Genomic DNA, 26,414 nt, shown 5'->3' on the forward strand with positions numbered 1-26,414 from the left:
GGGCTGGGCGCTGGGCGGGGTGGTGCAGGGCGGGGCGAGCGCCTGCTGCAAGGCCGTTGGCGGGCGCCAGGCGCTGACCTGCCACCACTGCGCGCGCCGGTGGCCCGCCAGCGTGCGCAAAGCGTCGGCCTGGGCCAGCGCCTGCAGGGCGGCGCGGTCCAGCCGCGCGCGCTGCGCCAAGTCGTCCAGGTCGGCAAAGGGGCGCTGTTGCCGGGCCGCCACGATACGCCGGGCCGTCGCTTCGCCCAGCCCGCACACCAGTCGCAGCCCCAGCCGTACCGCCGGACGCTGGGGCGGCGTCGCACCCGGCGCATCGCTGGCGCTCAAGCCCCGGTTTGCGTCGCCCGGCGCAGCGGGTGCGGCCGGCGGCGTATCGTGGGTCATGGCGTGCCACGCCTGCGACGGACCGCCGCAGGCGCCATCGCGTGCGTTGACCAAGCCATCGTCTGCCGTTCCCAACGGTTCGAGGGTGCAGTCCCAGTCGCTGCAGCACACATCGGGTGGCCGCACCACCACACCATGGCGGCGCGCATCCTGAACCAATTGCGCCGGCGCGTAAAAACCCATCGGCTGGGCGTTGAGCAGACCGGCCAGAAACGCCTCGGGCTCATGGCATTTCAGCCAGGCGCTGGCGTAGGCCAGCAGCGCAAAACTGGCGGCGTGGCTTTCCGGAAAGCCGTAGCTGCCAAAGCCGCGAATCTGGCGCACGATGGCCTGGGCGAACGCCGGGTCGTAGCCACGCTCGGCCATGCCGTGCAGCAGCCGCTGCTCGAAGCGCTCGAGCTCGCCGTGGCGGCGCCAGGCGCCCATGCTGCGGCGCAGGGCGTCGGCCTCTTCGGCGCTGAAGCCGGCCGCCAGCATCGCGATTTGCATCACCTGTTCCTGAAAGATCGGGACCCCCAGCGTGCGTTGCAGGGCTGCAGCCAGCTCGGGCCGCGGCAGGGCGATGGGGTCGCCGCGCTGCACCCGCTGCCGCGCGGCCAGATAGGGGTGCACCATGCCGCCTTGGATGGGGCCCGGGCGCACGATGGCCAACTGCACCACCAAGTCGTAGAAACAGCGCGGCTGCAGGCGCGGCAGCATGCTCATCTGGGCGCGGCTTTCGATTTGGAAGACGCCCACGGTGTCGGCACGCTGGATCATGGCGAAGGTGGCGGGGTCGTCGCGCGGTATGTCGGCCAGTGTCAGCGTATGCCCCCGTCGTCGGCTGGCCAGGGTCAGTGCGTGGTGCAAGGCGCTCAGCATGCCCAGCGCCAGCACATCCACCTTCAGCAAGCCCAAGGCGTCGATGTCGTCCTTGTCCCACTCGATGACGGTGCGCCCTGGCATGGCCGCTGGCACGATGGGCACGGTGTGGGTTAGCGGCCCACGCGTCAACACGAAGCCGCCGGTATGCTGCGAGCGGTGGCGCGGCGCGCCCACCAGCGCCTGCGCCCACGTGCGCCAGTGCTGCACGGCTGCCGCCGTGGGGTCGAGGCCGGCGGCGCGTACGTCCTCATCGCTGAGGTCGGCCGGGTCGCGATGCCGGCACTGCCGTGCCAGGGCTTGCACCGCCGCCGGCGCGAAGCCCAGCGCTTTGCCCACGTCGCGTACGGCGCTGGGGCCGCGCCAGCGGATCAGGCTGGCGGCCAGTGCGGCGCGCTCGCGCCCGTATTTGGCATACAGATATTGAATGACCTCTTCGCGCCGGTGGTGTTCGAAATCGACGTCGATGTCCGGGGGTTCGGCGCGCGCGCGGCTGATGAAGCGCTCGAACAGCAACGCGTGCTGGGCGGGGTCCACCTCGGTGATGCCGAGGCAGTAGCAGACGGCCGAGTTGGCTGCCGAGCCGCGTCCCTGGCAGAGGATGCCGCGCTCGCGCGCAAAGCGCACGATGTCATAGACGGTGAGGAAATAGGGTTCGTAGCGCAGCTCGGCGATCAGCGCCAGTTCGTGCGCCAGTTGCGCCTGCACGCTGGCGGGCACCCCCTGGGGGTAGCGCTGCGTGGCGCCGGCCTGCACCAGTCGGTGCAGGTAGGCGCTGGGGGTCAGGCCGGCGGGCACGATTTCGCGCGGATATTCGTAGCGCAGGCTGTCGAGCCGGAACGTGCAGCGCGCGGCGATGTGTTGGGTTTCGCGCAGCAGCGCGGGGGCAAAACGGCGGGCCCAGCGCGCCGGCGGCCACAGGTGGGCTTCGCCGTGGCGGCTCAGGGCCAGCCCACAGGCGGACAGCGGGCGCTGCAGGCGGATGGCGGTCATCACGTCCAGCAGGGGCTGTGCCGCACGCGTGTGCAGGCGCACCTGCGGCGCGGCCACGGCGGGCACGCCGCCGCGCCGGGCCGCCTCGCACAGCAGACGTTGCCAGATGGCGTCACCCCAGTCGCCATCGGCGCTCACGCCCAGCCAGGCGCGGCCGTCGGCGTGCTCGCGCAGCCAAGCGGTCAGCCACGCCAAGGCTTGCTGCCAGCGCGCGGGGTCGGCCAGCGGCAGCGCCCAAGCCCAGGGCACGGCCATCAGCAGGCAGCCGGGCAGGGGCGGTACCTCGCTGGCGTCGGCGTGCAGCGGCAAACGTTCGGGGTCGGCAGGCGGCGCGGGCAAGGGGCGCACGCGCCGCCGCAGGGCGCTGATCCAGGCGCTGATGGCCGCGTAGCCGCTGCGCGTGGCCGCCCAGGCCACCAGGGTGAAGCCGCCACCCGGCAGCGCTGCGGCGCGCAGTCGCCAGTGGCTGCCCACGAGCAGCGGCAGGCCACAGGCCTGTGCGGCCTGATGGGCTTGCACCACCCCGCCCAGGGTGTTGGCGTCGGTCAGCGCCAGCGCACGCAAGCCCAGCGTATGCGCTTGCTGCACCAGTTCGGCCGGGCTGCTGGCTGCTTGCAAGAAGCTGTAGTGACTGCACACCCACAGGGCGGCCGGCACGGACTGCGCGCTGCGTGGCGCGCTCATGCGTACACCCCGACCAACGACCAGCCGCCGGATCCAGCAGCCGTGTCGCGCTGCAGGGCCCACAGCCGTCCATCGGGCGTGCGCGCGATGCAGCGCTGCCACTGCACCGGATGGTCCCACCAGCCGGTAGCGATGCGCTGGGGACCCAGCACACAGCGCAGCGGCTGGCCGTCCAGCAAGGGCTGGCCCTGCGCATCCTGCCGCAGCGGCTGCGCCGTCGGCAGCCGCCACGCTGGCTCCCACAGAGCGACGGCGCACAGCTCAGGGGGGCAAGCCGACCGTGCCGCCGGCGTCGATGTCCAGCGTTGACGGCGCTCCGGGTCCCAGTGGGCTTGCAGCTGGCCATACTGCACCCGCTCGGCGCCCAGCCGGGCGCACAGGCGCTCCAGCAGCGCGGCGCTGTCGAGCGCACCGTCGGGTGCTGCACCCGGCAGCAGCGAGGCCACCGGCGGCGTCCACGGCACCGTCTGCTGGGTGTGCAGGCGCAGGGTCTGTACCGGTGCCGGCAGCCGTATCCGGGCTAGGCGTTCGTGCAGCAAGCGCCGCAGCAGCGCCCCATCCTGCATCGGCTGGCGATGGTGCATGTCCAGTCCCGCCGTCGCGGACCATGCCAGCCGCCAGTGCAGCACGCCGCGTTGCTGTCGGCGCAACCAGGCACCCAGTTGGCCGAGCAGCCGTTGGGCGGCGAAGGCGATGGCGCTGGCGTCCGTCACCGGTGCCGGCAGATCGACAGTGGTGTCGAAGGTCGGCTCTGGTGCCCAGGGGCGGGCGGGTAGCGGGGCATGGCCCCACAGGGCATCGAGCCGTTGCAACCAATCGGCCTCGACGCGCGCGGCCAATGCCGCGCGCGGACAGCGGCGCAGGTCGCCCAAGGTGTGCAGGCCAGCGGCGTACAGCGCTTGCACAGTGGAGGTGCGAGTCGCGTCGAGCAGCTCGATGGGGTAGGCATCCAACGCAGCGGGCCACGCCGGCCCCAGGGCGTGGCGCAGACCGCCGTGGGCCGGCGTGCTGCGCGCCAGCACCAGCGCGGCCAGCGCAGTCGGGGCTGCCCCCAGGCGTTGCCAACCGTGGCGGCGTGCCGCCTGCCACAGCTGGCGCAGCAAGCCAGCGCGGCCGCCGAACAGGCGCACGCTGGCGCCCACCGACAGCACCCACCCTTCTTGCCAGCGCTGTGGCTGCGGGGCAAAGCGGGCCAGCCAGGCGGGGCTGGGCGCGGCATCGGTGCGGCTGGGCAGGCAGGCAACCCACAGCGCGCCGGTGCTGGTGGCCGACGGGGTCGCCGTGGACGCTGCGGGTGTCGGCTCAGGAGCCGGCCGAGCCTGCGCCATGGCAGTCGCATCATCGGCATTCATGGTGCGTCCTCCGTCGCGGTGTGCATGCCATTGCCCGGTGCAGCGGCACGACGGTGGCGGGCAGCCACGCCGCCCAGGGTTGCGGGGCGTCGATCCACACCGGGGCAGACAGCGGTGGGCCACGCCGCTTGCGCACCCACACCGTCAGCCCCGTGTCCGTGCCGGCGTCGGTGTGCAAGCGCAGCGGCGCTGCACTGGCCGCTGGCGCCGCCGGGGCGGGTACGCTGCACAACACCAGTGGCGCTGGCCAAGCGCCAGGCCGGGTGGCGTCACGCCGTGCTCGGGCGGCGGCGGCCTGCAAGCGGCGCAGCGCTGCGGCGCTGGGCTGCGCCAAGTGCAGCCAGCACACGCTCACTTGCGGACACTGCAGGGTTTGTTCCGTCGCCCAGACGGCCTCGCCTGTGTTGCGCGGCTGCAGGCGCAGCACGTGGCTCACATCGACTCCCTGCGCGGCCCACACGGGCAGCTGGGGCTGTAGCGGCAGGTCGATCAAGACCAGCAAACCCTGCTGGGTGCCGGTGCGCAACGCTGGCTGTACCAGCCGCCAGGGCAGCTGCCTTGCGGCCACGGCCAGTTCGATGAGCGCACCCAATGGCCAACCGCCGCCGGGCAAGACGGCGTCCAGCGCGGCCCATCCGGTGGGCACGCAGGGGGTGGGAGGCGCGGCCAACTGGTCGGCGCGCCAGACGTCGGGGTGCAATGCTTCGGCCGATGCCATGTCCAATACTGTACAAAAAAACAGTATTGTCCGCTCAGCGGTTGCGCCCGTGCGCCCAGCGGGGCCTTGGCGGGTATGGACGGGGATGGCGCAGTGGCGGCACAGGTTCTACAATGGGCGTTGTCGCTGTGCAGACAAAAGCCGCCGCGCCGCTGCGGTGTGTCTTCGGCCCGGCGGCATTTCACGTGAGTTTGTAAAGGATCGGCATGTTGGATTGGGAAACGGGCGGGGAGCGGATCATCGACTTCCTGGCTCAGGGGCTGAGCGCAGCCTCGTGGTGGCAGATCGTTCTGTTCACCTTGGTGGTGACACACATCACCATCGTCAGCGTCACGCTGTATTTGCACCGCCATCAGGCGCACCGCGCGCTCGATTTGCACCCGGCGGTGGCGCATTGCTTCCGCTTCTGGTTGTGGCTGACCACCGGCATGGTGACCAAGGAGTGGGCCGCCATTCACCGCAAGCACCACGCCAAGTGCGAGCAGGAGGGCGACCCGCACAGCCCGCAGGTGTTTGGCATCCGCAAGGTTTTTTGGGAAGGCGCCGAGCTCTATCGGGCCGAGGCCAAGAACGCCGAGACCCTGCGCCGCTACGGCCACGGTACGCCCGATGACTGGATCGAGCGCCACCTCTACAGCCGTCATTCACGTCTGGGTGTCAGCCTGATGCTGATCGCCGACGTGCTGTTGTTTGGCGCCGCCGGGCTGGCGGTATGGGCGGTGCAGATGGTCTGGATTCCGTTCTGGGCCGCGGGTGTCATCAATGGTATCGGCCATTACTGGGGATACCGCAATTTCGAGTCGCCCGACGCCAGCACCAATGTCTCGCCCTGGGGCGTGATCATCGGAGGCGAGGAGCTGCACAACAACCACCACACCTACCCGACATCGGCCAAATTCTCGGTCAAGCCCTACGAATTCGATCTGGGCTGGGTGTATATCCGCGCCTTGGCCGCGCTGGGGCTGGCGCAGCCCAAGAAGGTGCCGCCCAAGCTGGCTTTTGGGGATGCCAAGCCGGTGCCCGATGAGCAGACGCTGGAGGCGGTGATTGCCAACCGCTACGAATTGATGGCGCGTTATGCGCGCGAGATGCGGGCGGCCCTGAAAGCCGACTGGGACGCCTTGCGTGCCCGGGTGGGCGACGAGTCGCTGCTGCGGCAGGCACGGCGCTGGCTGCATCGCGACGACGACAAACTCCCGGCCGGGGTGCGCAGCCAGTTGCAGCGCCTGCTGGAAGCATCGCCCAACCTGGCCAAGATGCACGCGATGCGCGCCGAGCTGCGGCAGCTGTGGTCGAACACGGCCTTGACGCGCGAGCAAATGGCGCGCGAACTGCAAGCCTGGATCCAGCGCGCCGAGCACAGCGGCGTCGAGGCCCTGAGTGCATTCGCGCAGCGCCTGCGCGCGGTGCGTCTGGTCGGCGCAGCCGGGTGAAAGCAGGGCGCAGCGGCGCCCTGCAAAGAAAAAAACCGCCAGTACTCAAGCGCTGGCGGGTTTTTTTGTGTGGTGGCCGACGGTGCCGATCGCGGCGCGACCGGCACCCACGAGCTCACTTGAGCTTGGTTTCCTTGTACTCGACGTGTTTGCGCGCCACCGGGTCGTACTTCATGAACGACAGCTTGTCGGGCGTCGTCTTTTTGTTCTTGGTGGTGGTGTAGAAGTGACCGGTTCCTGCGGTCGACTCCAGCTTGATTTTTTCGCGTCCGCCTTTGGCAGCCATGAGGGACTCCTTTCAGAAGGGATCAAGCCTGACCGCGGGCACGCAGATCGGCGAGCACGGCTTCGATGCCGACCTTGTCAATGAGGCGCAGCGCCGCGCCCGAGACGCGCAGACGCACCCAGCGCTTCTCGCTCTCCACCCAGAAACGGCGGGTTTGCAGGTTCGGCAGGAAACGACGCTTGGTTTTGTTGTTGGCGTGGGAAACGTTATGTCCCACCATGGGCTTTTTGCCCGTGACTTCGCACACACGTGCCATGTCGTGGTCACTCCATCAAAAAATAACGCAGCTCCGGCCAGGCCAGAGCCGCACCTCGTTCGCGTCCTGTGTTGTGCCGCCTGCCACACGTGGAGTGCCAAATCGCTGGGCAGCGGGGCTGCTGCAATGAACACGGCGTGTGGACGGTTCCGGCTCGCGAACGGCCGACACACCGCTTGAAATATCCCGTGCCGTCTAGGCAATCGGATAGACAAACGGTGAACCCAAAATTTTAGCATAGCGCCTTCTGCGCGACGCTCGCCTGCCCCAAACCGAAGCGGGCGCCGATCGCGCTGTTGACCGCTGCGGGGGCTGCCGTGCGCTGTATCGGCACCAGGCGCTCGTAGCCAGCGCCGGCCTGGCGGCCTCGAAAACCAGGGGCCCTTCGCGCGCGGCGTCCTTTGCGCGCGGTGTATGCCCTCAGCCTGGCGTTTCGCCTGTTATCCTCAGCCGGCGTTTTGTTCCAGAAAACGCTGCGCATCCAGCGCTGCCATACAGCCCGTACCGGCGCTGGTGATCGCTTGGCGGTAGATGTGATCTTGCACGTCGCCGGCGGCAAACACCCCGGGCACGCTGGTCATGGTGGCAAAGCCGTCTTGCCCGGCACGGGTGACCAGATAGCCGTCCTTCATCGCCAGCTGGCCTTTGAAGAGGTCGGTATTGGGGCTGTGACCGATGGCGATGAAGACGCCCTGCAGGGCGATTTCTTGGGTGTCGCCGGTTTGCACGTTCTTGATACGGATGCCTGTGACACCCTTGTCGTCGCCCAGCACCTCGTCGAGTACGTACCACAGCTTGAGCTCGATTTTGCCTTCACGGACCTTATCCATCAGCTTGTCGACCATGATGGCCTCGGCGCGGAAGGTGTCGCGACGGTGCACCAGCGTGACTTTGCGCGCGATGTTGGCCAGATACAGCGCCTCTTCGACGGCGGTATTGCCGCCGCCTATCACGCACACGTCCTGCCCGCGGTAGAAAAAGCCGTCGCAGGTAGCGCAGGCGCTGACGCCCTTGCCCATGAAGGCCTGCTCGGATGGCAGCCCCAGGTATTTGGCGGAGGCGCCGGTGGCGATGATGAGCGCATCACACGTGTACGTGCCGCTGTCGCCCGTGAGCGTGAAGGGGCGCCGCGACAAGTCGGCGGTGTGGATGTGGTCGAAGATGATTTGCGTGGCAAAGCGCTCGGCGTGTTGCTGCAGGCGCTGCATCAGCTCCGGCCCTTGCACGCCGTGCACGTCGCCGGGCCAGTTGTCGACATCGGTGGTGGTCATCAACTGGCCGCCTTGCGCCAGCCCGGTGATGAGCACGGGTTTGAGGTTGGCGCGGGCAGCGTAAATGGCGGCGGTGTATCCGGCGGGGCCGGAACCCAAGATCAGGACGCGGGCGTGCAGGCTCATGGGGCACATTGTAAGAGGGGCGGCCGGTGCTCGGGTTAAGCTTTAGGATTGCCACGCATTGGAAGCCGCAAACGCCCATGAGCCGACCCGTCCACGCCAGCCAGCGCGATCCCGCCCCCCCAGGGCGCGGGTGGCGCCGTTTTGCCCAAGAAGCGGTGTTGCTGTTGGGTGCGGCGCTGCTGGGTTTTGCGGCGTTGGCGCTGTGGAGTCACGACCCGGCCGATCCTGCCTGGTCCACGTCCGGCACCGGGGTGGGGTACCGCAACTGGGGCGGGCGGCTGGGGGCTTGGGTGGCCGACCTCGGGTATGTGCTGTTGGGTGCCTCCGTTTGGTGGTTGGTGCTGGTGGGCGCGCGCGCCTGGCTGGGCGGTCTGGCGCGCTGGCTGCGCCCTGAAAGTTTGGCGATGTCCGCCGCCGGGCCGCGGCGCTGGTGGCAGGCGCCGGCGTGGCGCGCGGCGCTGCGCGCCGCCGCGGTGCTGGGTCTGCTGCTGACCAGCACGGCATTGGAGTGGAGTCGGCTGACGCGCTGGGACACCTGGCTGCCCGGACACACCGCCGGCGGCGTGCTGGGCGCATGGGTCGGCCCGTGGACGCTGCGCTGGTTGGGCGAGACCGGCTCGGTGTTGGTGCTGCTCGGGGGGCTGGCGGTGTCGCTGGCAGGAGCGCTGCGCTTTTCTTGGACGCAGGTGGCCGAGCAACTGGGGGCGGCGATCGAGCGCGCCGTCGAGCGCTGGCGCCAGCGCCGCGAGGTCGAGGAGGACGTGCGTATCGGACAACGCGCGGCGCGCGAGCGCAGCCGTGCCGAAGCGCAGCCGCGTTCGGCGGCCACACCCCGTGAGCCGACGTTGGATGCGACGGTGCCGCCAGCGGCGCGCGATGCCGCCGATCCGGCGGACCATACCGCCGAGCCGTCCACCCGCTCTCCGGCGCAGTCCACCGATACCGCTGTCGCTAGCGACGTGGGGGGCTCGGCGCGCGCGGGCGCCAGACTGCACATCGCGGCGACGGTGGCGGAGGTGGCGCCGAGCGAGCGCGTGGCCAAGGAGCGCCAGCAAGCGCTGTTTGCCGAGGGCGAGTCGCCGCTGCCGCGCTTGGATCTGCTCGATCCGCCCGCGCGTCAGCAGGCCACCGTCTCGCCGGAAACGCTGGAGATGACCAGCCGGCTGATCGAGAAAAAACTGGCCGACTTCGGCGTCGAGGTGCAGGTGGTGGCCGCGCAGCCGGGCCCCGTCATCACGCGCTACGAAATCGAGCCGGCCACCGGCGTCAAGGGATCGCAGATCGTCAATCTGGCCAAGGACTTGGCGCGCTCGCTGTCGCTGGTGTCGATTCGTGTCATCGAAACCATCCCTGGCAAGAGCCTGATGGCGCTGGAGCTGCCCAATGCGCGCCGCCAGACCATCCAGCTCAGCGAGATTTTGGGCTCGCAGGTCTACCATGACGCCAAGAGCCTGCTGACCCTGGGGCTGGGCAAGGATATCGCCGGCCACCCGGTGGTGGCCGATTTGGCCAAGATGCCGCACCTGTTGGTGGCGGGCACCACCGGTTCGGGCAAGTCGGTGGGCATCAACGCGATGATTTTGAGCCTGCTCTACAAGGCCGAGCCCAAGGATGTGCGGCTGCTACTGATCGACCCCAAGATGCTGGAGCTCAGCGTCTATGAAGGCATTCCGCACCTGATCGCGCCGGTGGTCACCGACATGAAGCAGGCCGCCAATGGCCTGAGCTGGTGCGTGGCCGAAATGGAAAAGCGCTACCGCCTGATGAGCAAGGTGGGGGTGCGCAACCTGGCCGGCTACAACGCCAAGATCGACGAGGCCGCCGCGCGCGGCGAGTCGCTGCCCAATCCGTTCAGTTTGACGCCGGAGGCGCCCGAGCCGCTGCAGCGTCTGCCCTATATCGTCGTCGTCATCGACGAGCTGGCCGACCTGATGATGGTGGTGGGCAAAAAGATCGAGGAGCTCATCGCGCGCCTGGCGCAAAAAGCGCGAGCGGCGGGCATCCACCTCATTTTGGCTACGCAACGCCCCAGCGTGGACGTCATCACCGGCTTGATCAAGGCCAATATTCCGACCCGGATCAGCTTTCAGGTCAGCAGCCGCATCGACAGCCGCACCATCCTCGACCAGATGGGGGCCGAGGCGCTGCTGGGCATGGGCGACATGCTCTACCTGCCGGCCGGAACGGGTTTGCCGACGCGCGTGCACGGTGCCTTCGTCAGCGATGACGAGGTGCACCGCGTGGTGGCATTTTTGAAAGAGCGCTATGGCGAGCCCGATTACCTGGACGACGTGCTGGAGTCGCCCGCCGGCGAGGGGTTGGACGCGGCGCTGGACGGCGGTGCCGGCGAGGGCGGCGAGAAAGATCCGCTGTACGACCAGGCCGTGGCCATCGTGCTGCAAGACCGCAAGGCCAGCATCAGCTATGTGCAGCGCAAGCTCAAAATCGGCTACAACCGCGCGGCCCGCCTGCTGGAAGACATGGAAAAGGCGGGACTGGTCAGCGCGCTGACCGCCAGCGGCCAGCGCGACATTCTGGTGGGCAGCCGCCCGGAGTGAGTGTGTTCCCCGGTGTGCCGTCTTCACCACAGGCGCCCCCAGCGCGCTCCCGGTGCGCTGTCTGTGCGGTGCCGCTGCGCCCCCGTGCCACCCGGCAGCACGCGCGGACCGGGCATTCGGAACCCGTGTCACCATCCGTGGGCGCCGCTCGACCCACGGGGCCGCGCCCGGTCGGCTGGCCGGCAGGAACCGCATCCGTGTGCCAACCCTCCAACATCGGGGCCGGGCGCCGCTTCCCCTATCCAGGTTCAGGGCGGCGACGTTCTGGCCCCGTTCGTTCGATCGTAATCACATGCAACGTCGCACTGCTGTCATTGCCCTGAGCGCCGCCTGCACGGGCTGGCCCTGGATCGCTGCCGCGCAGTCCGATGGGCTGCAGTCCTTGGAGCTGTTTTTGGCGCAGGTGCAGCAAGGGCGCGCCACCTTCACCCAGACCGTCAGCGCCCCGGCGCGCAGCGGGGAGGCAACGCGGCGCACGCGCAGCAGCCGAGGTGAATTTATCTTTTTGCGCCCGGATCGCTTTCGCTTCCACTATACCCACCCTTTCGAGCAGCTCATCGTGGCCGATGGCCAGACGCTGTGGCTGTACGACCCCGACTTGAACCAAGTGACGGCGCGCGCCCAGGCCGCGGCGCTGGCGCAGACGCCGGCGTCGGCGCTGGCCGCAGCAGCCGACTTGCGCGCCGTGCGCGAAGCATTCGAATTGCGCGAGGGACAGCCGCGCGACGGCCTGCTGTGGGTGGAGCTGACCCCGCGCGCGCGCGACACCCAGGTGCAGCAGGTGCGCATCGGGTTCGAGCAGGCGGAGCTGCGCGCGCTGGAGATACGGGACGGCTTTGGGCAGATCTCGCTGCTGCGCTTCGGACCGCTGCAACGCACCAGCCACTTGAGCGCGGCCGATTTTCGCTTCAGCCCCCCGCCCGGGGCGGAGGTGTTGCGCCCGTGAACCCCGCTGCTGGTGCCCACCCCGCAGCCGCTCTGCACGTGCCCTTGGCCGAGCGGCTGCGGCCACGCGCGCTGCATGAGGTGGTCGGCCAAGGGCATCTGCTCGGCCCGGGTATGCCGCTGCGGCTGGCGTTCGAGTCCGGCCGTCCGCACTCCTGCATTCTGTGGGGGCCGCCGGGGGTGGGCAAGACGACCCTGGCGCGCCTGATGGCGCAGGCCTTCGATGCCCAGTTCATCGCCATCAGCGCGGTGCTGGGGGGCGTGAAAGACATTCGCGAGGCGGTGGCGCGCGCCGAAGCCGCCCGGCAAGGGCTGCACCCGCAGCCGACTCTCGTGTTCGTCGATGAGGTGCACCGCTTCAACAAGGCCCAGCAAGATGCCTTTTTGCCGCATGTGGAAAGCGGTCTGTTCACCTTCGTCGGCGCCACCACCGAAAACCCCAGCTTCGAAGTCAACGCCGCGCTGCTGTCACGTGCCACCGTCTATGTGCTGCAGCCGCTGGGAGAGGCCGACTTGCAGATCCTGATCGAGCGTGCGCTGGCCAGCGGTGAGCTGCCGGCTCTGCAGCCCGACGCGCGCCAGCGCTTGGTGGCGTATGCCGACGGTGACGCGCGCCGCCTGCTCAACACCCTGGAGACGGTGGCCGTGACGGCGCGTGCCCAGGGACGCGATACCATCGACGACACCTGGCTGCTGCAAACCCTGGGCGAGCGCTTGCGCCGCTACGACAAAGGCGGCGAGCAGTTCTACGACACCATCAGCGCTCTGCACAAATCGGTGCGTGGCTCTGACCCCGACGCGGCGCTGTACTGGTTCGTGCGCATGCTCGACGGCGGCGCCGACCCGCGCTACATCGCGCGCCGCCTCATCCGTATGGCCAGCGAAGATATCGGTCTGGCCGACCCGCGCGCTTTGCGCCTGACGCTGGATGCCGCCGAGGCCTACGAACGCCTGGGTAGCCCCGAGGGCGAGCTGGCATTGGCGCAAGCGGTGGTGTATCTGGCCGTCGCCGCCAAGAGCAACGCCGTCTACCGTGCGTATCAGGCCGCACGCACCTTCGTGGCGCGCGACGGCACGCGTGCGGTGCCACTGCACCTGCGCAATGCCCCCACGCGCCTGATGCGCGAGTTGGGCTACGGAGCCGGCTATCGCTATGCACACGACGAGCCGGATGCCTTCGCCGCCGGGGAATGCTATTTCCCGGACGAGGTGGTACCGCCGCGCTTTTATGAGCCGGTGCCGCGTGGGCTGGAAATCCGCATCGGCGAAAAACTGGCCGAATGGCGCCAGCGCCACGCCGCCGCCACGCAGCAGCGCCGGCGCCCGCAAGCCGATAAGTCGTCCTAATGAAAGGGCAGTTCGATTGATATAACTGCCGTTCCACCGTCGCGCGGCGCGGATTTTGCAGGGTTTTCCCTAGGTTTGCGCGGTGGGCCTAGGGCAAACACGGACGGCCGTGCCCAAGCCGCTTGGCTACAATCCGCGCACTCTCGAACCCGCCCCCATGGCCCTACCAGGCCGGCGCCGGCGGGTTTTTTGCTAGCCTGCTGGCCAGCAGCCGCCAGGTTGGCGATCCTCACAACGGAGATTGTTCATGGATGTCTTGCTACAGCAGATCATCAACGGTCTGGTGCTGGGCAGCATGTATGCCTTGGTGGCGCTTGGCTACACCATGGTGTACGGCATCATCGGGCTGATCAACTTCGCCCACGGCGATGTGTTGATGGTCGGCGCGATGACCAGCTGGATGCTGATCACGCAGATCCGCGCGGCCTCGCCCGACATGCCGGGCTGGGCGCTGCTGATCCTGGTGACGCTGGTGTCGATGCTGGTGTGCGCGGTGCTCAACTACACCATCGAAAAACTCGCCTACCGGCCGCTGCGCCATTCGCCGCGGCTGGCACCGCTGATCACCGCCATCGGCATGAGCATTTTGTTGCAGACGCTGGCGCTGATCATCTGGAAGCCGGCGCCCAAACCCTATCCCACCCTGCTGCCCAGCGAGCCGTTCCAACTCGGCGGCGCGGTCATTTCGCCGACCCAGGTGGCGATCCTGGCCACCACCGCCGTCGTGCTGGCGGGCCTGATGTTTTTGGTCAACCGCACCAACCTGGGGCGGGCGATGCGGGCCACCGCGGAAAACCCGCGCGTGGCCGGTCTCATGGGCGTCAAGCCCGACGTGGTGATCTCGGCGACCTTCGTCATCGGCGCCATGCTGGCGGCGATCGCCGGCATCATGTGGGCGTCCAACTACGGCACCGTGCAGCACTCGATGGGCTTCATGCCGGGGCTCAAGGCCTTCGTGGCGGCGGTATTCGGCGGCATCGGCAACCTGGCCGGGGCAGTGGTAGGAGGCATTGCGCTGGGGCTCATCGAATCGCTGGGCGCTGGCTACCTGGGGCCGCTGACCGGCGGCTTTCTGGGCAGCCAGTACTCCGATATTTTCGCGTTCATCGTGTTGGCGATCGTGCTGACGCTGCGGCCCTCGGGCTTGTTGGGCGAGCGCGTGGCCGACCGCGCCTGACGCCAGCGCCGCGCAGGAGAACCGTCATGAAACCCGCTTCCCAATCTTCGAAACTGATTGTCTTCGCGCTGTCGGCGCTGGGGTTGCTGGTGCTGCCGCTGCTGCTGCAGGCCACCGGCAGCAACTCGTGGCTGCGCATCGTCGATGTGGCCCTGTTGTACGTGATGCTGGCCGTGGGCCTCAACATCGTGGTGGGCTTTGCCGGCCTGCTGGACCTGGGCTTCATCGCCTTCTTCGCCGTTGGTGCCTACTTGTACAGTCTGTTGGCGTCCAGCCATCTGGCCGACAATTTCCCGGCGATCGCGGCGATGTTTCCCAACGGCATCCACCTGAGCTTTTGGATCGTGATCTTTCTGGCGGCGCTGCTGGCGGGCATCACCGGGCTGATGCTGGGCTATCCGGTGCTGAAGCTGCGCGGCGACTATCTGGCCATCGTCACGCTCGGCTTCGGTGAGATCGTGCGCATCTTCATGCTCAACCTGGACCGCCCGATCAACATCACCAACGGCCCCAAGGGTATCTCGGGGGTCGATGCGGTCAAGGTCTTTGGGCACGACATGGCGCAGCGCCTCACCGTCTCTTTCGGCGACTGGCACTACACCTTCGAGTCGGTGACGCTGTACTACTACCTGATCCTGATCTTCGTGACGCTGACCGTCGTCATCGCCTACCGCATGGGCGACTCGCGCATCGGCCGCGCCTGGATGGCGATCCGCGAGGACGAGATCGCCGCCAAGGCGATGGGGATCAATACGCGCAACCTCAAGCTGGTGGCGTTTGGCTCCAGCGCCACGTTCGGCGGCATCGCCGGGGTGCTGTTTGCCTCGCTGATGCGCGGGGTGTACCCGGAATCCTTCGTGCTGATGGAGTCGGTGATGATCGTGGCGATGGTGGTGCTGGGCGGCCTGGGGCATATTCCCGGGGTGATCCTGGGTGCCTTGCTGCTGGCCGGTCTGCCCGAGCTGCTGCGCCATCTGGCCGGTCCGCTGCACCACCTCACCGACGGGCGGCTGGCGCCCGAGATCCTGCGGCAGCTGCTGATCGCGCTGGCCATGATCGCCGTCATGCTGCTGCGTCCGCGCGGCCTGTGGCCGGCCCCCGAGCACGGCAAGTCGCTGAGCAAGTGAGGAGCCTCCCATGACCGATACCATCCTGAAAGTCAGCGGCGTCTCCAAGCGCTTCGGCGGCCTGCAGGCGCTGTCCGACGTCGGCATCGAAATCAAGCGTGGCCAGGTCTATGGCCTGATCGGCCCCAATGGCGCCGGCAAAACCACCTTTTTCAACGTGCTGACCGGTCTGTACACCCCGGACAGCGGTCGCTTCGAACTGGAGGGGCAACCCTACACCCCCACCGCGGTGCACGAGGTGGCCAAGGCCGGCATCGCGCGCACGTTCCAGAATATCCGGCTGTTTGCCGACATGACCGTGCTGGAAAACGTCATGGTCGGGCGCCACGTACGCACCCGCGTCGGCCTGGTCGGAGCCATTCTGCGCAGTCGCGCCTTCAAGGAAGAGGAGCGCGCCATCGCCGAGCGTGCCATGGCGTTGCTGGAGTACGTGGGCATTGCCAAGTACGCCGACTACAAGGCGCGTACCTTGTCCTACGGCGATCAGCGCCGGCTGGAGATCGCGCGCGCCCTGGCCACCGATCCCAAGCTGATTGCACTGGACGAGCCGGCCGCGGGCATGAACGCCACCGAGAAGGTGCAGCTGCGCGAGCTCATCGACCGCATCCGCCGCGACGGGCGCACCATTTTGCTCATTGAGCACGATGTCAAGCTCGTCATGGGCCTGTGCGATCGCGTCACCGTGCTCGACTACGGCAAGCAGCTCGCCGAAGGCACCCCTGCCGAGGTGCAGCGCAACCCCAAAGTCATCGAGGCCTACCTGGGCACCGGAGGACACTGATCATGGCAAACACCCTGTTGAAAGTCAGCGGCCTGCGCGTGTCCTACGGCGGCATCAAGGCCGTCAAGGGCGTCGATCTGGAGGTGCGCGAAGGCGAACTCGTTACCCTGATCGGCTCCAACGGCGCGGGCAAAACCACCACCATGAAGGCCATCACCGGGATGTTGCTGGCCGAAGCGGGCGACATCCTCTACGACGGGCGCAGCATCCGCGGTCTGGGATCGTGGGATCTGGTCAAGCTGGGACTGGCGATGGTGCCGGAGGGGCGCGGCGTCTTCACCCGCATGACCATCACCGAAAACCTGCTCATGGGTGCTTACGTGCGCACCGACAAGGCCGAAATCGAGCGCGACATCGAGCGCATGTTTGCGCTGTTTCCGCGCTTGAAGGAGCGGCGTGACCAGCTCGCCGGCACCATGTCGGGCGGGGAGCAGCAAATGCTGGCGATGGCGCGCGCGCTGATGAGCCGGCCCAAGCTGCTGCTGCTCGACGAGCCCTCGATGGGGCTGTCACCGATCATGGTGGACAAGATTTTCGAGGTGGTGCGCGACGTGCACGCGCAGGGTATGACCGTGCTGCTGGTGGAGCAAAACGCCCGCCGCGCGCTGCAGGTGGCCAATCGCGGCTATGTGATGGACTCGGGCGAGATCATCATGACCGGCGAGGCGGCGGCGATGCTGGACGACCCGAAGGTGCGCGCAGCCTACCTGGGTGAAGCGACGGTGGACTGATGGGGGCGCGCGCCGCCGCGGCGACGCGGGCGGCGGCACACGCAGGCCACCTACAATAGCGGGCTTTGCGGTGGCGCCAGCCACCCGGCCCGCTTTGTCTTCGCTCAGACGCCATGACCGAATCCTCTTCTGCCGCCGCGCCGGCGCCGGCCCACGACAATGCCCTGATGGCCGAGCGCCGCGAAAAGCTCGCCGCATTGCGCGCCAGCGGCGCGCCGGCGTTTCCGAACGATGTGCGCCCACAGCACAGCGCCGAAGCGCTGCAGGCCGAATACGGCCACCTGAGTAACGAACTGCTGGAGCCCTTGCAGGCACGCGTCAGCGTGGCCGGCCGCATGATGCTCAAGCGCGTCATGGGCAAGGCGAGCTTTGCCACGCTGCAAGACGCCTCCTTCGGTCCGACCGGCGGGCGCATCCAGCTCTATCTGACCAAAGACGCCCTGGGCGAGGCTGCCTACGAGGCGTTCAAGCATTGGGACCTGGGCGACATCCTCTACGCCGAAGGGACCGTGTTCAAGACGCGCACCGGCGAGCTCTCGATCAAGGTCGATCGTTTGCGCCTGGTGGTCAAAAGCCTGCGCCCGCTGCCGGACAAATTCCACGGCATCCACGACCAGGAGCTGAAATATCGCCAGCGCTATGTCGATCTGATCACCGACGTCGAGGCGCGACGGCGTTTCGTGGCGCGCAGCACGGCCGTGACGGCCCTGCGCGAGTTCATGGTGCAGCACGGCTTTTTGGAGGTGGAAACACCGATGCTGCATCCGATTCCGGGCGGTGCCAACGCGCGCCCCTTCGTCACCCACCACAACGCGCTGGAGCAGGATATGTATCTGCGCATCGCGCCCGAGTTGTATTTGAAGCGGCTGCTGGTGGGGGGCTTCGAGCGCGTCTTCGAAATCAACCGCAACTTCCGCAACGAGGGCATCAGCGTACGCCACAACCCCGAGTTCACGATGATGGAGTTCTACGCCGCCTACTGGAACCACGTGGACCTGATGGCGTTTACCGAGCAGCTGCTGCGCCACGTGGCGCGCACCGTTTGCGGCAGCGCCCAGCTCGTCTACCAGGGGCGCGATGTGGACTTGGAGGCGCCGTTCGAGCGCCTGACGATTCGGGAAGCGATCCTGCGCTACAGCGATGCCGGCGCCCACGTGGACGACGCCGATTGGCTGCGCGAGCGCTTGCGTCGCCTGGGCGTCGATCCGGTCAAAGAACGGCTGGACAGCCGCAGCCTGGCCGGGTTGCAGGTGCTCTATTTCGAGGAGGTGGTGGAAGACAAGCTCTGGGAGCCGACCTTCATCTGCAACCACCCCACCGAAATTTCCCCGCTGGCACGCGCCAGTGACACCCAGCCCGACATCACCGAGCGCTTCGAACTCTACATCACCGGGCGCGAGGTGGCCAATGGGTTTTCCGAGCTCAACGATCCAGAAGACCAGGCTGCACGCTTCCACGCCCAGGTGGCCAACAAGGCCGCCGGCGATGACGAGGCCATGTATTTCGATGCCGACTACATCCGCGCGCTGGAGTACGGCATGCCGCCGGCCGGCGGCTGCGGCGTCGGTGTCGATCGTCTGATCATGCTGCTGACCGACAGCCCCAGTATTCGCGACGTGATCCTGTTTCCGGCGCTGCGGCGCGAGGACTGACGGCGCCGCGCCGTGCTCAGGCGTAGGCTTCGAGCGCCTTGCGCAATTTCTTCAGCGCCGCTGCTTCGATCTGGCGGATGCGCTCGGCGCTGACGCCGAATTCGGCCGCCAGCTCGTGCAGCGTGGCGCCCCCCGTGCCGTCGTCGTTGACCTGCAGCCAGCGCGCCGTCACGATGCGGCGCGAGCGCTCATCCAGCTGCGCCAAGGCGTGCTCGATGCCTTCCGAGCTCAGGCGCTCGCGCTCACGCGCTTCCAGAACGGCAGTCGGCTCGGTGCGCTGATCGGCCAGGTAGGCAATGGGGGCGTGCACCTCCTCGCCGTCGTCGCTGGGCAGCGGGTCCAGCACCACGTCGCTGCCGGCCATGCGCGTCTCCATCTCGATGACGTCTTCGCGCCGCACGTTGAGCTCACGCGCCACGGCCTCGATTTCGGCTTCGCTGAGGCGTTCACGCACCGCGTCTTCGTCGCTGGCGTCGGCTTTGAGGCCACGCTTGAGCGCGCGCAGATTGAAAAACAGCTTGCGCTGCGCCTTGGTGGTGGCGATCTTGACCATGCGCCAGTTGCGCAGGATGAACTCGTGGATCTCGGCCTTGATCCAATGCACCGCGTAGCTGACCAGGCGCACCCCTTGCTCCGGGTCGAAGCGCTTGACCGCCTTCATCAGGCCGACGTTGCCTTCTTGGATCAGGTCGGCCTGCGGCAGGCCATAGCCCAGATACTGGCGCGAAATGGCCACCACCAGCCGCAGGTGCGACAGCACCAGCTTGCCTGCCGCTTCCAGGTCATGCTCGCGCTGCCAGCGCCGCGCGCACTCGCGCTCTTCTTCGGCGCTGAGCATCGGGATACGGTTGACCGCGCTGATGTAGGCGTCCAAGTGACCCAGCGGGGGCAGGGTCAGCGACGTGCTCGACCACGCGGGCAAGGCAGCAACCGCAGCACTGCTGGTCGGCGTCAGGGCAACAGACGTGGCAGCCATCGGGTCCAACCTCCTCTCCATCAAACGGTTTGTCGTCATCATGTTAGCACTCTCTTGGATCGAGTGCTAAACACCGAGTTCCCCGCCGGCTGGCCCGCAAACCGGGGTGAGTAGGACCTAGGCCGAGCCGGGTCCCGACCGGCCGGCGTTCCGCCTCGGGCGCCAGGCGGTAAAGGGCAGCGGCCGTGCGGTTTGGTTGACAGCCGTGGCCTTTTGCGCCACCCTTGCCGCCATGGGGTTGCACGTTGCGCGCAGGGGACGACGGTGGCTGTGTGTTTGGTTGTACACCGCAGCCGGGCTTGGTCTGGGGATGGCGATGGCGTTTGCGGTCGGGGCGCAGCCGCCCGCCTCGCTGCGCGTGCAGACCGTGGCCACCAATCTGGAACATCCGTGGGCAGTGGCGTTTTTGCCGCAGGGGCGCTTTTTGGTATCGGAGCGACCGGGCCGGCTGCGCGTGATCGAGCCTGACGGGCGGTTGGGCGTGCCCATCGCCGGGCTACCCCCCGTGGACGCAGTGGGGCAGGGTGGCTTGCTGGATGTGGTACTGGACAGCGATTTTGCGCGCAATCGCACCCTGTATTTTTGCTTCGCCCAGCCGCAAACCCCAAACGGGGGCAACGCCACGGCGCTGGCGCGCGCGGTGCTGTCGGCCGACGCCACCCGACTGGAGCAGGTGCGCGTGATCTTTCGCCAACAGCCAGCTGTGGCCAGCCGCTTGCACTTCGGTTGCCGCATCGTCGAGGCCCCGGACGGCACCTTGTTTTTGACCTTGGGCGAGCGCTACCACCGCATGGCCGATGCGCAGACGCTGGACAATCATCTGGGCAAGGTGGTGCGCGTGACCAAAGACGGTGCGGTGCCGTCCGATAACCCGTTCGTCGGGCACAGTGACGCACTGCCCGAGATTTGGAGCTACGGCCATCGTAACCCGCAGGGGGCCGTCTGGGGGCCAGATGGGCGGCTGTGGATCCACGAACATGGGCCTCAGGGCGGCGACGAAATCAACCGGCCGCCGCGTGGCGGCAACCACGGCTGGCCGGTGGTGACGTTCGGTGAGCAGTATGGCGGCGGGCGCATCGGCGAGGGCACACACAAGCCGGGCATGGTGGCGCCGCTGTACCACTGGACGCCGTCCATTGCGCCGTCTGGCATGGCCTTTTTGCGCAGCGAGCGCTATGGCGCCGCCTGGCGCGGTAACCTCTTCATCGGTGCCCTGCGTGGGCAGCACTTGCTGCGGCTGGAGCTGGATGGTACCCGTGTCGTGCGCGAGCAGCGCCTACTCACCGAGCTACGCGCGCGCATCCGCGACGTGCGCGAGGGGCCCGATGGGTGGCTATACCTGCTCACCGACGCGCCCGACGGCCGCCTGCTGCGGGTGTTGCCGGCTGACCTATGATCGGTACATGCCCAAACCGATCGTCACCCTGCAACAGGCGGTGCGCGCCAACCCGGTGCTGGCCGATGTGGCCGAGCGTGCCTGGGCGTCGCGACGGCTGCTGCGCCGCGTGGTCACCCACCTGCCACCGTTGCTGCGTGATCAGGTGCAGGCCGGGCCGCTGGACGGCGACACCTGGTGCGTGCTGGCAGCCAGCCCAGCGGTGGCGGCCAAGGTGCGCCAACTCGCGCCGGTGCTGCTGGCCGCGGCGCGCAACGCCGGCGTAGCCGTGCAGACCCTGCAGGTGCGTGTGCAAGGACAGGGCAGCGCCCGCCAGCGCTGACGACGGCGCGGTGGCCCGAAGCGGCCTTGGGAGGTGCGGCTTGCCATGAAGCCGTGTGCGGCCGGTGCGCATTGGCGAGATACCCATCGCGCACCAGTGGGCTGGGTGCCAATGCGGCATACGCCGGGCCAGGCCGCTGTCGCCGTATGGTATCGGCGCGGGGCTACAATGCCCGCACAAGCAGGTGGTCGCCCCAGTGGCCACCCTCTTTTTTCGTCTGCTCGGCCCGGACTGCGGGGCCGGCGCCGGCAGGCCAGATGCGATTTTTTGACGAGCCGTCGCCCCACGGTGGGGTCGTCGGCGGGGTTGATATGGCCATTCCGTTCCTGACCAAGATTTTCGGCAGCCGCAACGACCGGCTGCTCAAGAGCTACCGCAAGACGGTCGAGCGCATCAATGCGCTGGAGCCGACCTATGCCCTGCTCAGCGACGAGCAACTGCAGGCCAAGACGGCTGAATTTCGTCAGCGCTTGGCCAATGGCGAGACGCTCGACGCGCTGCTGCCGGAGGCCTTTGCCACTGTGCGCGAGGCGAGCAAGCGGGTCATGAAGATGCGCCACTTCGACGTGCAGCTGATGGGCGGCATCGCGCTGCACCAGGGCAAGATCGCCGAGATGCGCACCGGCGAGGGCAAGACCCTGACGGCGACGCTGCCGGTGTACCTGAATGCCCTCACCGGCAAAGGGGTGCACGTCGTCACCGTCAACGACTACCTGGCCAACCGCGACGCCCAGTGGATGGGCAAGCTCTACAACTGGCTGGGGCTGAGCGTGGGTGTCAACCTGCCGCTGATGTCGCGCGAGCAGAAACAGGCCGCCTACGCCGCCGACATCACCTACGGCACCAACAACGAGTATGGCTTCGACTACCTGCGCGACAACATGGTGTACGAGGCGCGCGACCGCGTGCAGCGCGGCCTGCACTATGCCATCGTCGACGAAGTGGACTCGATCCTGATCGACGAGGCGCGCACGCCGCTGATCATCAGTGGCCAGGCCGAAGACCACACCGAGCTGTATCTGAAGATCCGCGCGCTGGTGCCGCACCTGACGCGCCAGGAGGGCGAGGCCGACCCCCGCACCGGCGAGGGCGTCATCAAGCCGGGCGATTTCACGGTCGATGAAAAGTCGCACCAAATCCACCTGACCGAGCAGGGTCACGAGCACGCCGAGCAACTGCTGGCGCGCGCCGGGCTGCTGCCCGAGGGTGCTTCGCTGTACGACCCGGCCAACATCACCCTGCTGCACCACTTGGTGACGGCGCTCAAGGCGCAGCACCTGTATCACCGCGACCAGCACTACGTGGTGCAAAACGGCGAGATCGTCATCGTCGATGAGTTCACCGGGCGCCTGATGGTGGGGCGGCGCTGGAGCGACGGTCTGCACCAGGCGGTGGAAGCCAAGGAGGGCGTGCCGATCCAGCCCGAAAACCAGACGCTGGCTTCGATCACCTTCCAAAACTACTTCCGGCTCTACGGCAAGCTGGCCGGCATGACCGGCACCGCCGACACCGAGGCGTACGAGTTCCAAGAGATCTACGGACTGGAAACGGTGGTCATCCCGCCCAACCGGCCCAGCCAGCGTCGCGACGAGCAAGACCGCGTCTACAAAACGACGGCGGAAAAATACCGCGCCGTCATCGCCGATATCCGCGAATGCCACGAACGCGGTCAACCCGTCTTGGTGGGTACGTCGTCGATCGAAAATTCGGAACTCATCTCCCAGTTGCTGCAGCGCGAGGGCTTGCCGCACGAGGTGCTCAACGCCAAACAGCACGCGCGCGAGGCCGAAATCATCGCCCAGGCGGGCCGGCCTGGGGCCATCACCATCGCCACCAACATGGCCGGCCGCGGCACCGACATCGTGCTCGGTGGCAACTTGGAGAAGATGATCGCGGCCGTGCAGGCCGATGCATCGCTCGACGAAGCCACCCAGCGGCAGCGCATCGAGCAGCTCACCGCCCAGTGGCAGGCCGACCACGAAAAGGTCAAGGCCTTGGGTGGGCTGCGCATCATCGGCACCGAGCGGCATGAGAGCCGCCGCATCGACAACCAGCTGCGCGGGCGTGCCGGGCGTCAGGGCGATCCGGGGTCCTCGCGCTTTTACCTGTCGCTGGACGACCCGCTGATGCGCATCTTCGCCGGCGACCGCGTGCGCGCCATCATGGAGCGGCTGAAAATGCCCGAGGGCGAGGCCATCGAAGCCGGCATCGTCACCCGCTCCATCGAGAGCGCGCAGCGCAAGGTCGAGGCGCGCAACTTCGACATCCGCAAGCAGTTGCTGGAGTACGACGACGTCGCCAACGACCAGCGCAAGGTCATCTACCAGCAGCGCAACGATATCCTCGACGCTGCGGACCTGTCGGCGCAGGTGGCGGCGTTGCGCGAAGGGGCACTCACCGATTTCGTGCGCCGCTACGTGCCAGCGGACAGCGTCGAGGAGCAGTGGGATGTGCCCGCGCTGCAGCAGGCGCTGGCCGACGAATTCGGCTTGACGCTGGACCTGGTGGGCGAGCTGCAGCGCGCCGAGGCGATGGATGACGCAGACATCGTGCGGCGTGTGGTACAAGCCGCGCACGAGGCCTACGCCGCCAAGGTGGCGCTGGCCGGGCCAGAGGCGTTTCGCGCCTTCGAGCGCGTGGTACTGCTGCAGACGCTAGACAGTCATTGGCGCGAGCACTTGGCGGCGCTGGACTATCTGCGCCAGGGCATTCACCTGCGCGGTTACGCACAAAAACAACCCAAGCAAGAGTACAAGCGCGAGGCGTTCGAGCTGTTTGCACAGATGCTGGATGCCGTGCGCGCCGAAGTCACGCGCATCCTGATGCGGGTGCAGGTGCAAACGCCCGAGCAGGTCAGCAGCGCCGCCGAACGCCTGGAGCACGACGCCGAGCGCCTGCGCAATGTCACCTACACCGCGCCGACCGAGACCGGCGAAGCCGAGACCACCGCCGACCAGGGGCTGCTCAACAAGGCGGGGGGCGCCGCCCTGCCGCGCGTGGGCCGCAACGACCCGTGCCCTTGCGGCAGCGGCAAGAAGTACAAGCACTGCCACGGTCGGTTGAGCTGACCGGCTCTGTGAGCCTTGGGCGACGTGCACCTCGGACATACGGGGTGGAGTAGGGTATACGCAGTCTTGCGTGCCCACCGTCCCGCGTTATACTCCAGACGGAACCGTTAGCAATCGGGAAGCCATGCGATGCGTTTGCAGAACTTGACGATCGGGGTGCGGCTGGCGTTGGCCGTCGGCGTGATGGCCCTGGGGATGCTCATCGCGGCGGGGGGGTTGCTGGGCACCAGCGCCTGGCTGGTGGCGCCCAAGACCGCGCAGGCGGTGCGGGTGAACGAACTGGCCGTCATCGCGACCGAGTGGGGCCAGTTGGCCGATGTCCAGAACCAGCGTCAGGTCATCATCGCCCGCTTCGGGGTGCAGAATCCCGAGCTCAAGCGGGCCGTCGAGGCCAACATCGAGAAGGCGCGCGAGCGCGTCAACGATCTGCAGGAAACCTTGAGCCGCTAGATCCGCCAGACCGGGCAGGTGGCGGCATTCGAACAGGCGGGCAAGGTCCGCGATGACTATCTGGCGCTGCGTGATCAGCTCTCCCGCGCGATCGAGTCCGAGGACCTGCCTGCCATCGAGCGGCTGATTCCGCAGGTTCGGCAAAAGGGACAGGCCTACACCGAGGCGGTCGGGGCGCTGGCCCGCGGGCTGCAGCAGGAGGCCAAGCAAGCCCTGGAAGATTTGGAAGCCGCTCAGCGCGTCACCGAGTATGCGGTGCTGGCGGTGATCGCCGCGGCGCTGGCGGTGGGGGCGCTGCTGGCCGTGGGCATCGTGCGCAGCATCACCCGGCCTCTGCATGAGGCGGTGGCCCTGGTCGAAGCCGTGGCGCAGGGGGATTTGACCCGGCCCATCCAGGCCCGCTCCAGCGACGAGGTGGGCCGCCTGCTGCAGGCTCTGTCGCGCATGCAGGCCGCGCTGGTCGAGGCGGTCGCGCGCATCCGCCAGGCGGCGACCGGTGTTGACCACGGCGCCGCCGAAATCGCCGCCGGCAACCAGGACCTGTCCGCACGCACCGAAAGCGCCGCGTCGACCCTGGAGCAAACCGCCTCCAGCATGGAGGAGCTGACCGAAGCCGTGCGCCACAGCGCCGAGGCGGCCCGCACCGCCAACCAACTGGCCAGTCAGGTGGCGCAGACCGCCCGCGAAGGGGGGCAGGCGATGCAGGAATTGACCCGGTCGATGCAGGGGATCGAGACCGCCAGCCGCAAGATTGCGGACATCACCAACGTCATCGATGGCATTGCTTTCCAGACCAACATCCTGGCGCTGAACGCGGCGGTCGAAGCGGCCCGCGCGGGCGAGGCGGGCCGCGGTTTTGCCGTGGTGGCGGGCGAGGTGCGCCAGCTGGCCCAGCGCAGCGCCCAGGCGGCCAAGGAGATCAAGTCGCTCATCGAAGACAGCGTGGCCCGGGTGCAGCAAGGGGGCACGCAGGTGCAGCACGCGGGCCAGACGATGGAGCAGATCGTCCAGGGCATCCAGCGGGTGGCGGACATGATTGGCGATGTGGCCGCCGCGGCCAACGAGCAAAGCGAAGGGATCGGGCAGGTCAACGCCGCAGTGGGCCAGTTGGACCAGGCCACCCAACAGAATGCAGCGCTGGTCGAGCAGTCCGCCGCCGCCGCACAAAGCCTGCACCAGCAGGCCGACAGCCTGTTGCGCGTGGTGTCGCAGTTCCGCACCGGGGCGGGCGACGGCGGGCCCGGCCGGTTGGTCGAGGCGTCCCCGGCCCGCGTGGAGCCGGCGGCCCAGCACATCCCCGCGCCGACGCGCCCGGCGTCCCGGCCCGCGCTCGCGCCCGCAGCCCCCAAGCCGTCGCCCGCTCGGGTGGCTGCGCCGGCGGGGGCGTCCAAACCGCGTTCCACCCCGGCCGACGCCCCCTTGCCGCCCGCCGCGACGGGCAGCGCGTCGGCCAAGGCCGACGATGGCGATTGGGAAACCTTCTGACCACCTGACCACCTGACCGCTGCGGGGGTCCGGGG

General features: G+C 68.0%; 21 protein-coding genes. 14 read left to right on the forward strand and 7 right to left on the reverse strand.

Annotation, left to right across the window (positions count from 1 at the left end):
- The 3 genes from Tchar_RS09375 to Tchar_RS09385 all read right to left on the reverse strand — a co-directional run.
- Nucleotides 1-2,922 (reverse strand): error-prone DNA polymerase (locus tag Tchar_RS09375; protein WP_144328797.1); only part of this gene is annotated, 2,922 nt, incomplete at its 3' end.
- Nucleotides 2,919-4,274 carry a DNA polymerase Y subunit UmuC family protein gene (locus Tchar_RS09380; RefSeq protein ID WP_144328798.1) on the reverse strand — a complete coding sequence of 452 codons (1,356 nt, stop codon included), beginning with the start codon at nucleotides 4,272-4,274 and terminating at the stop codon, nucleotides 2,919-2,921. The genes Tchar_RS09380 and Tchar_RS09375, both read right to left, overlap by 4 nt.
- Nucleotides 4,261-4,992 carry a hypothetical protein gene (locus Tchar_RS09385; RefSeq protein ID WP_144328799.1) on the reverse strand — a complete coding sequence of 244 codons (732 nt, stop codon included), beginning with the start codon at nucleotides 4,990-4,992 and terminating at the stop codon, nucleotides 4,261-4,263. Before Tchar_RS09385 ends, Tchar_RS09380 begins: the two co-directional genes overlap by 14 nt.
- 206 nt (nucleotides 4,993-5,198) lie before the next feature.
- Here Tchar_RS09385 and Tchar_RS09390 point away from each other — a divergent pair, with 206 nt between their 5' ends.
- Entirely contained in the window at nucleotides 5,199-6,425 is a 1,227-nt protein-coding gene (locus Tchar_RS09390) for a DesA family fatty acid desaturase (protein WP_144328800.1), read from the forward strand.
- Between the two features lie 115 nt (nucleotides 6,426-6,540).
- Here the strand turns inward: Tchar_RS09390 and rpmG are convergent, their stop codons facing one another.
- The 3 genes from rpmG to trxB form a co-directional block, all read right to left on the reverse strand.
- Entirely contained in the window at nucleotides 6,541-6,711 is a 171-nt protein-coding gene (gene rpmG, locus Tchar_RS09395) for a 50S ribosomal protein L33 (RefSeq protein WP_043698878.1), read from the reverse strand.
- Between the two features lie 22 nt (nucleotides 6,712-6,733).
- On the reverse strand, nucleotides 6,734-6,967 hold the full coding sequence (rpmB, locus tag Tchar_RS09400; protein WP_144328801.1) for a 50S ribosomal protein L28: 234 nt from the start codon (nucleotides 6,965-6,967) through the stop codon (nucleotides 6,734-6,736).
- A 446-nt stretch (nucleotides 6,968-7,413) separates the two neighbouring features.
- Nucleotides 7,414-8,364, reverse strand: a complete 951-nt coding sequence (gene trxB, locus Tchar_RS09405; RefSeq protein WP_144328802.1) for a thioredoxin-disulfide reductase — start codon at nucleotides 8,362-8,364, stop codon at nucleotides 7,414-7,416.
- Nucleotides 8,365-8,441: 77 nt separating this feature from the next.
- On the opposite strand from trxB, the gene Tchar_RS09410 reads away from it, so the two are divergent.
- From Tchar_RS09410 to lysS, 8 genes are all read left to right on the forward strand, one after another.
- On the forward strand, nucleotides 8,442-10,922 hold the full coding sequence (locus tag Tchar_RS09410) for a DNA translocase FtsK (RefSeq protein ID WP_144328803.1): 2,481 nt from the start codon (nucleotides 8,442-8,444) through the stop codon (nucleotides 10,920-10,922).
- A 292-nt stretch (nucleotides 10,923-11,214) separates the two neighbouring features.
- Nucleotides 11,215-11,868 carry an outer membrane lipoprotein chaperone LolA gene (gene lolA / locus Tchar_RS09415; RefSeq protein WP_144328804.1) on the forward strand — a complete coding sequence of 218 codons (654 nt, stop codon included), beginning with the start codon at nucleotides 11,215-11,217 and terminating at the stop codon, nucleotides 11,866-11,868.
- Nucleotides 11,865-13,214 carry a replication-associated recombination protein A gene (locus Tchar_RS09420; RefSeq protein ID WP_144328805.1) on the forward strand — a complete coding sequence of 450 codons (1,350 nt, stop codon included), beginning with the start codon at nucleotides 11,865-11,867 and terminating at the stop codon, nucleotides 13,212-13,214. The genes lolA and Tchar_RS09420 overlap by 4 nt, the downstream gene beginning before the upstream one ends.
- Nucleotides 13,215-13,461: 247 nt before the next feature.
- Nucleotides 13,462-14,391 carry a branched-chain amino acid ABC transporter permease gene (locus Tchar_RS09425; protein WP_144328806.1) on the forward strand — a complete coding sequence of 310 codons (930 nt, stop codon included), beginning with the start codon at nucleotides 13,462-13,464 and terminating at the stop codon, nucleotides 14,389-14,391.
- A 26-nt stretch (nucleotides 14,392-14,417) separates the two neighbouring features.
- Nucleotides 14,418-15,518, forward strand: coding sequence for an ABC transporter permease subunit (locus Tchar_RS09430; protein WP_144328807.1), 1,101 nt, complete (start codon nucleotides 14,418-14,420; stop codon nucleotides 15,516-15,518).
- A 10-nt stretch (nucleotides 15,519-15,528) separates the two neighbouring features.
- Nucleotides 15,529-16,299 (forward strand): ABC transporter ATP-binding protein, encoded by a 771-nt coding sequence (locus Tchar_RS09435; RefSeq protein ID WP_144328808.1) that lies wholly within the window; start codon nucleotides 15,529-15,531, stop codon nucleotides 16,297-16,299.
- 2 nt (nucleotides 16,300-16,301) lie between these two features.
- A complete protein-coding gene (locus tag Tchar_RS09440) occupies nucleotides 16,302-17,030 on the forward strand; it encodes an ABC transporter ATP-binding protein (RefSeq protein ID WP_201739341.1) in 729 nt (242 codons plus the stop codon).
- Nucleotides 17,031-17,143: 113 nt separating this feature from the next.
- On the forward strand, nucleotides 17,144-18,682 hold the full coding sequence (gene lysS, locus Tchar_RS09445) for a lysine--tRNA ligase (protein ID WP_144328809.1): 1,539 nt from the start codon (nucleotides 17,144-17,146) through the stop codon (nucleotides 18,680-18,682).
- Nucleotides 18,683-18,698: 16 nt separating this feature from the next.
- On the opposite strand, the gene rpoH is transcribed toward lysS, so the two are convergent.
- The gene (gene rpoH, locus Tchar_RS09450; RefSeq protein WP_144328810.1) at nucleotides 18,699-19,658 is read right to left on the reverse strand and encodes an RNA polymerase sigma factor RpoH; all 960 of its coding nucleotides are present in this window, start codon (nucleotides 19,656-19,658) and stop codon (nucleotides 18,699-18,701) included.
- A gap of 316 nt (nucleotides 19,659-19,974) precedes the next feature.
- Between rpoH and Tchar_RS09455 the strand changes: the two genes are divergently transcribed.
- From Tchar_RS09455 to Tchar_RS09475, 5 genes are all read left to right on the forward strand, one after another.
- Nucleotides 19,975-21,054, forward strand: a complete 1,080-nt coding sequence (locus Tchar_RS09455) for a PQQ-dependent sugar dehydrogenase (RefSeq protein ID WP_201739342.1) — start codon at nucleotides 19,975-19,977, stop codon at nucleotides 21,052-21,054.
- A gap of 7 nt (nucleotides 21,055-21,061) precedes the next feature.
- On the forward strand, nucleotides 21,062-21,376 hold the full coding sequence (locus Tchar_RS09460) for a DciA family protein (RefSeq protein WP_144328812.1): 315 nt from the start codon (nucleotides 21,062-21,064) through the stop codon (nucleotides 21,374-21,376).
- A 311-nt stretch (nucleotides 21,377-21,687) separates the two neighbouring features.
- Entirely contained in the window at nucleotides 21,688-24,444 is a 2,757-nt protein-coding gene (secA, locus tag Tchar_RS09465) for a preprotein translocase subunit SecA (RefSeq protein ID WP_144328813.1), read from the forward strand.
- 129 nt (nucleotides 24,445-24,573) lie between these two features.
- Entirely contained in the window at nucleotides 24,574-24,894 is a 321-nt protein-coding gene (locus Tchar_RS09470) for an MCP four helix bundle domain-containing protein (RefSeq protein ID WP_144328814.1), read from the forward strand.
- Between the two features lie 18 nt (nucleotides 24,895-24,912).
- Nucleotides 24,913-26,379 carry a methyl-accepting chemotaxis protein gene (locus Tchar_RS09475; protein WP_144328815.1) on the forward strand — a complete coding sequence of 489 codons (1,467 nt, stop codon included), beginning with the start codon at nucleotides 24,913-24,915 and terminating at the stop codon, nucleotides 26,377-26,379.
- The last annotated feature ends 35 nt before the right edge of the window (nucleotides 26,380-26,414 follow it).

The organism is Tepidimonas charontis (genome assembly GCF_007556685.1).
In the GTDB taxonomy this organism is placed as follows: domain Bacteria; phylum Pseudomonadota; class Gammaproteobacteria; order Burkholderiales; family Burkholderiaceae_C; genus Tepidimonas; species Tepidimonas charontis.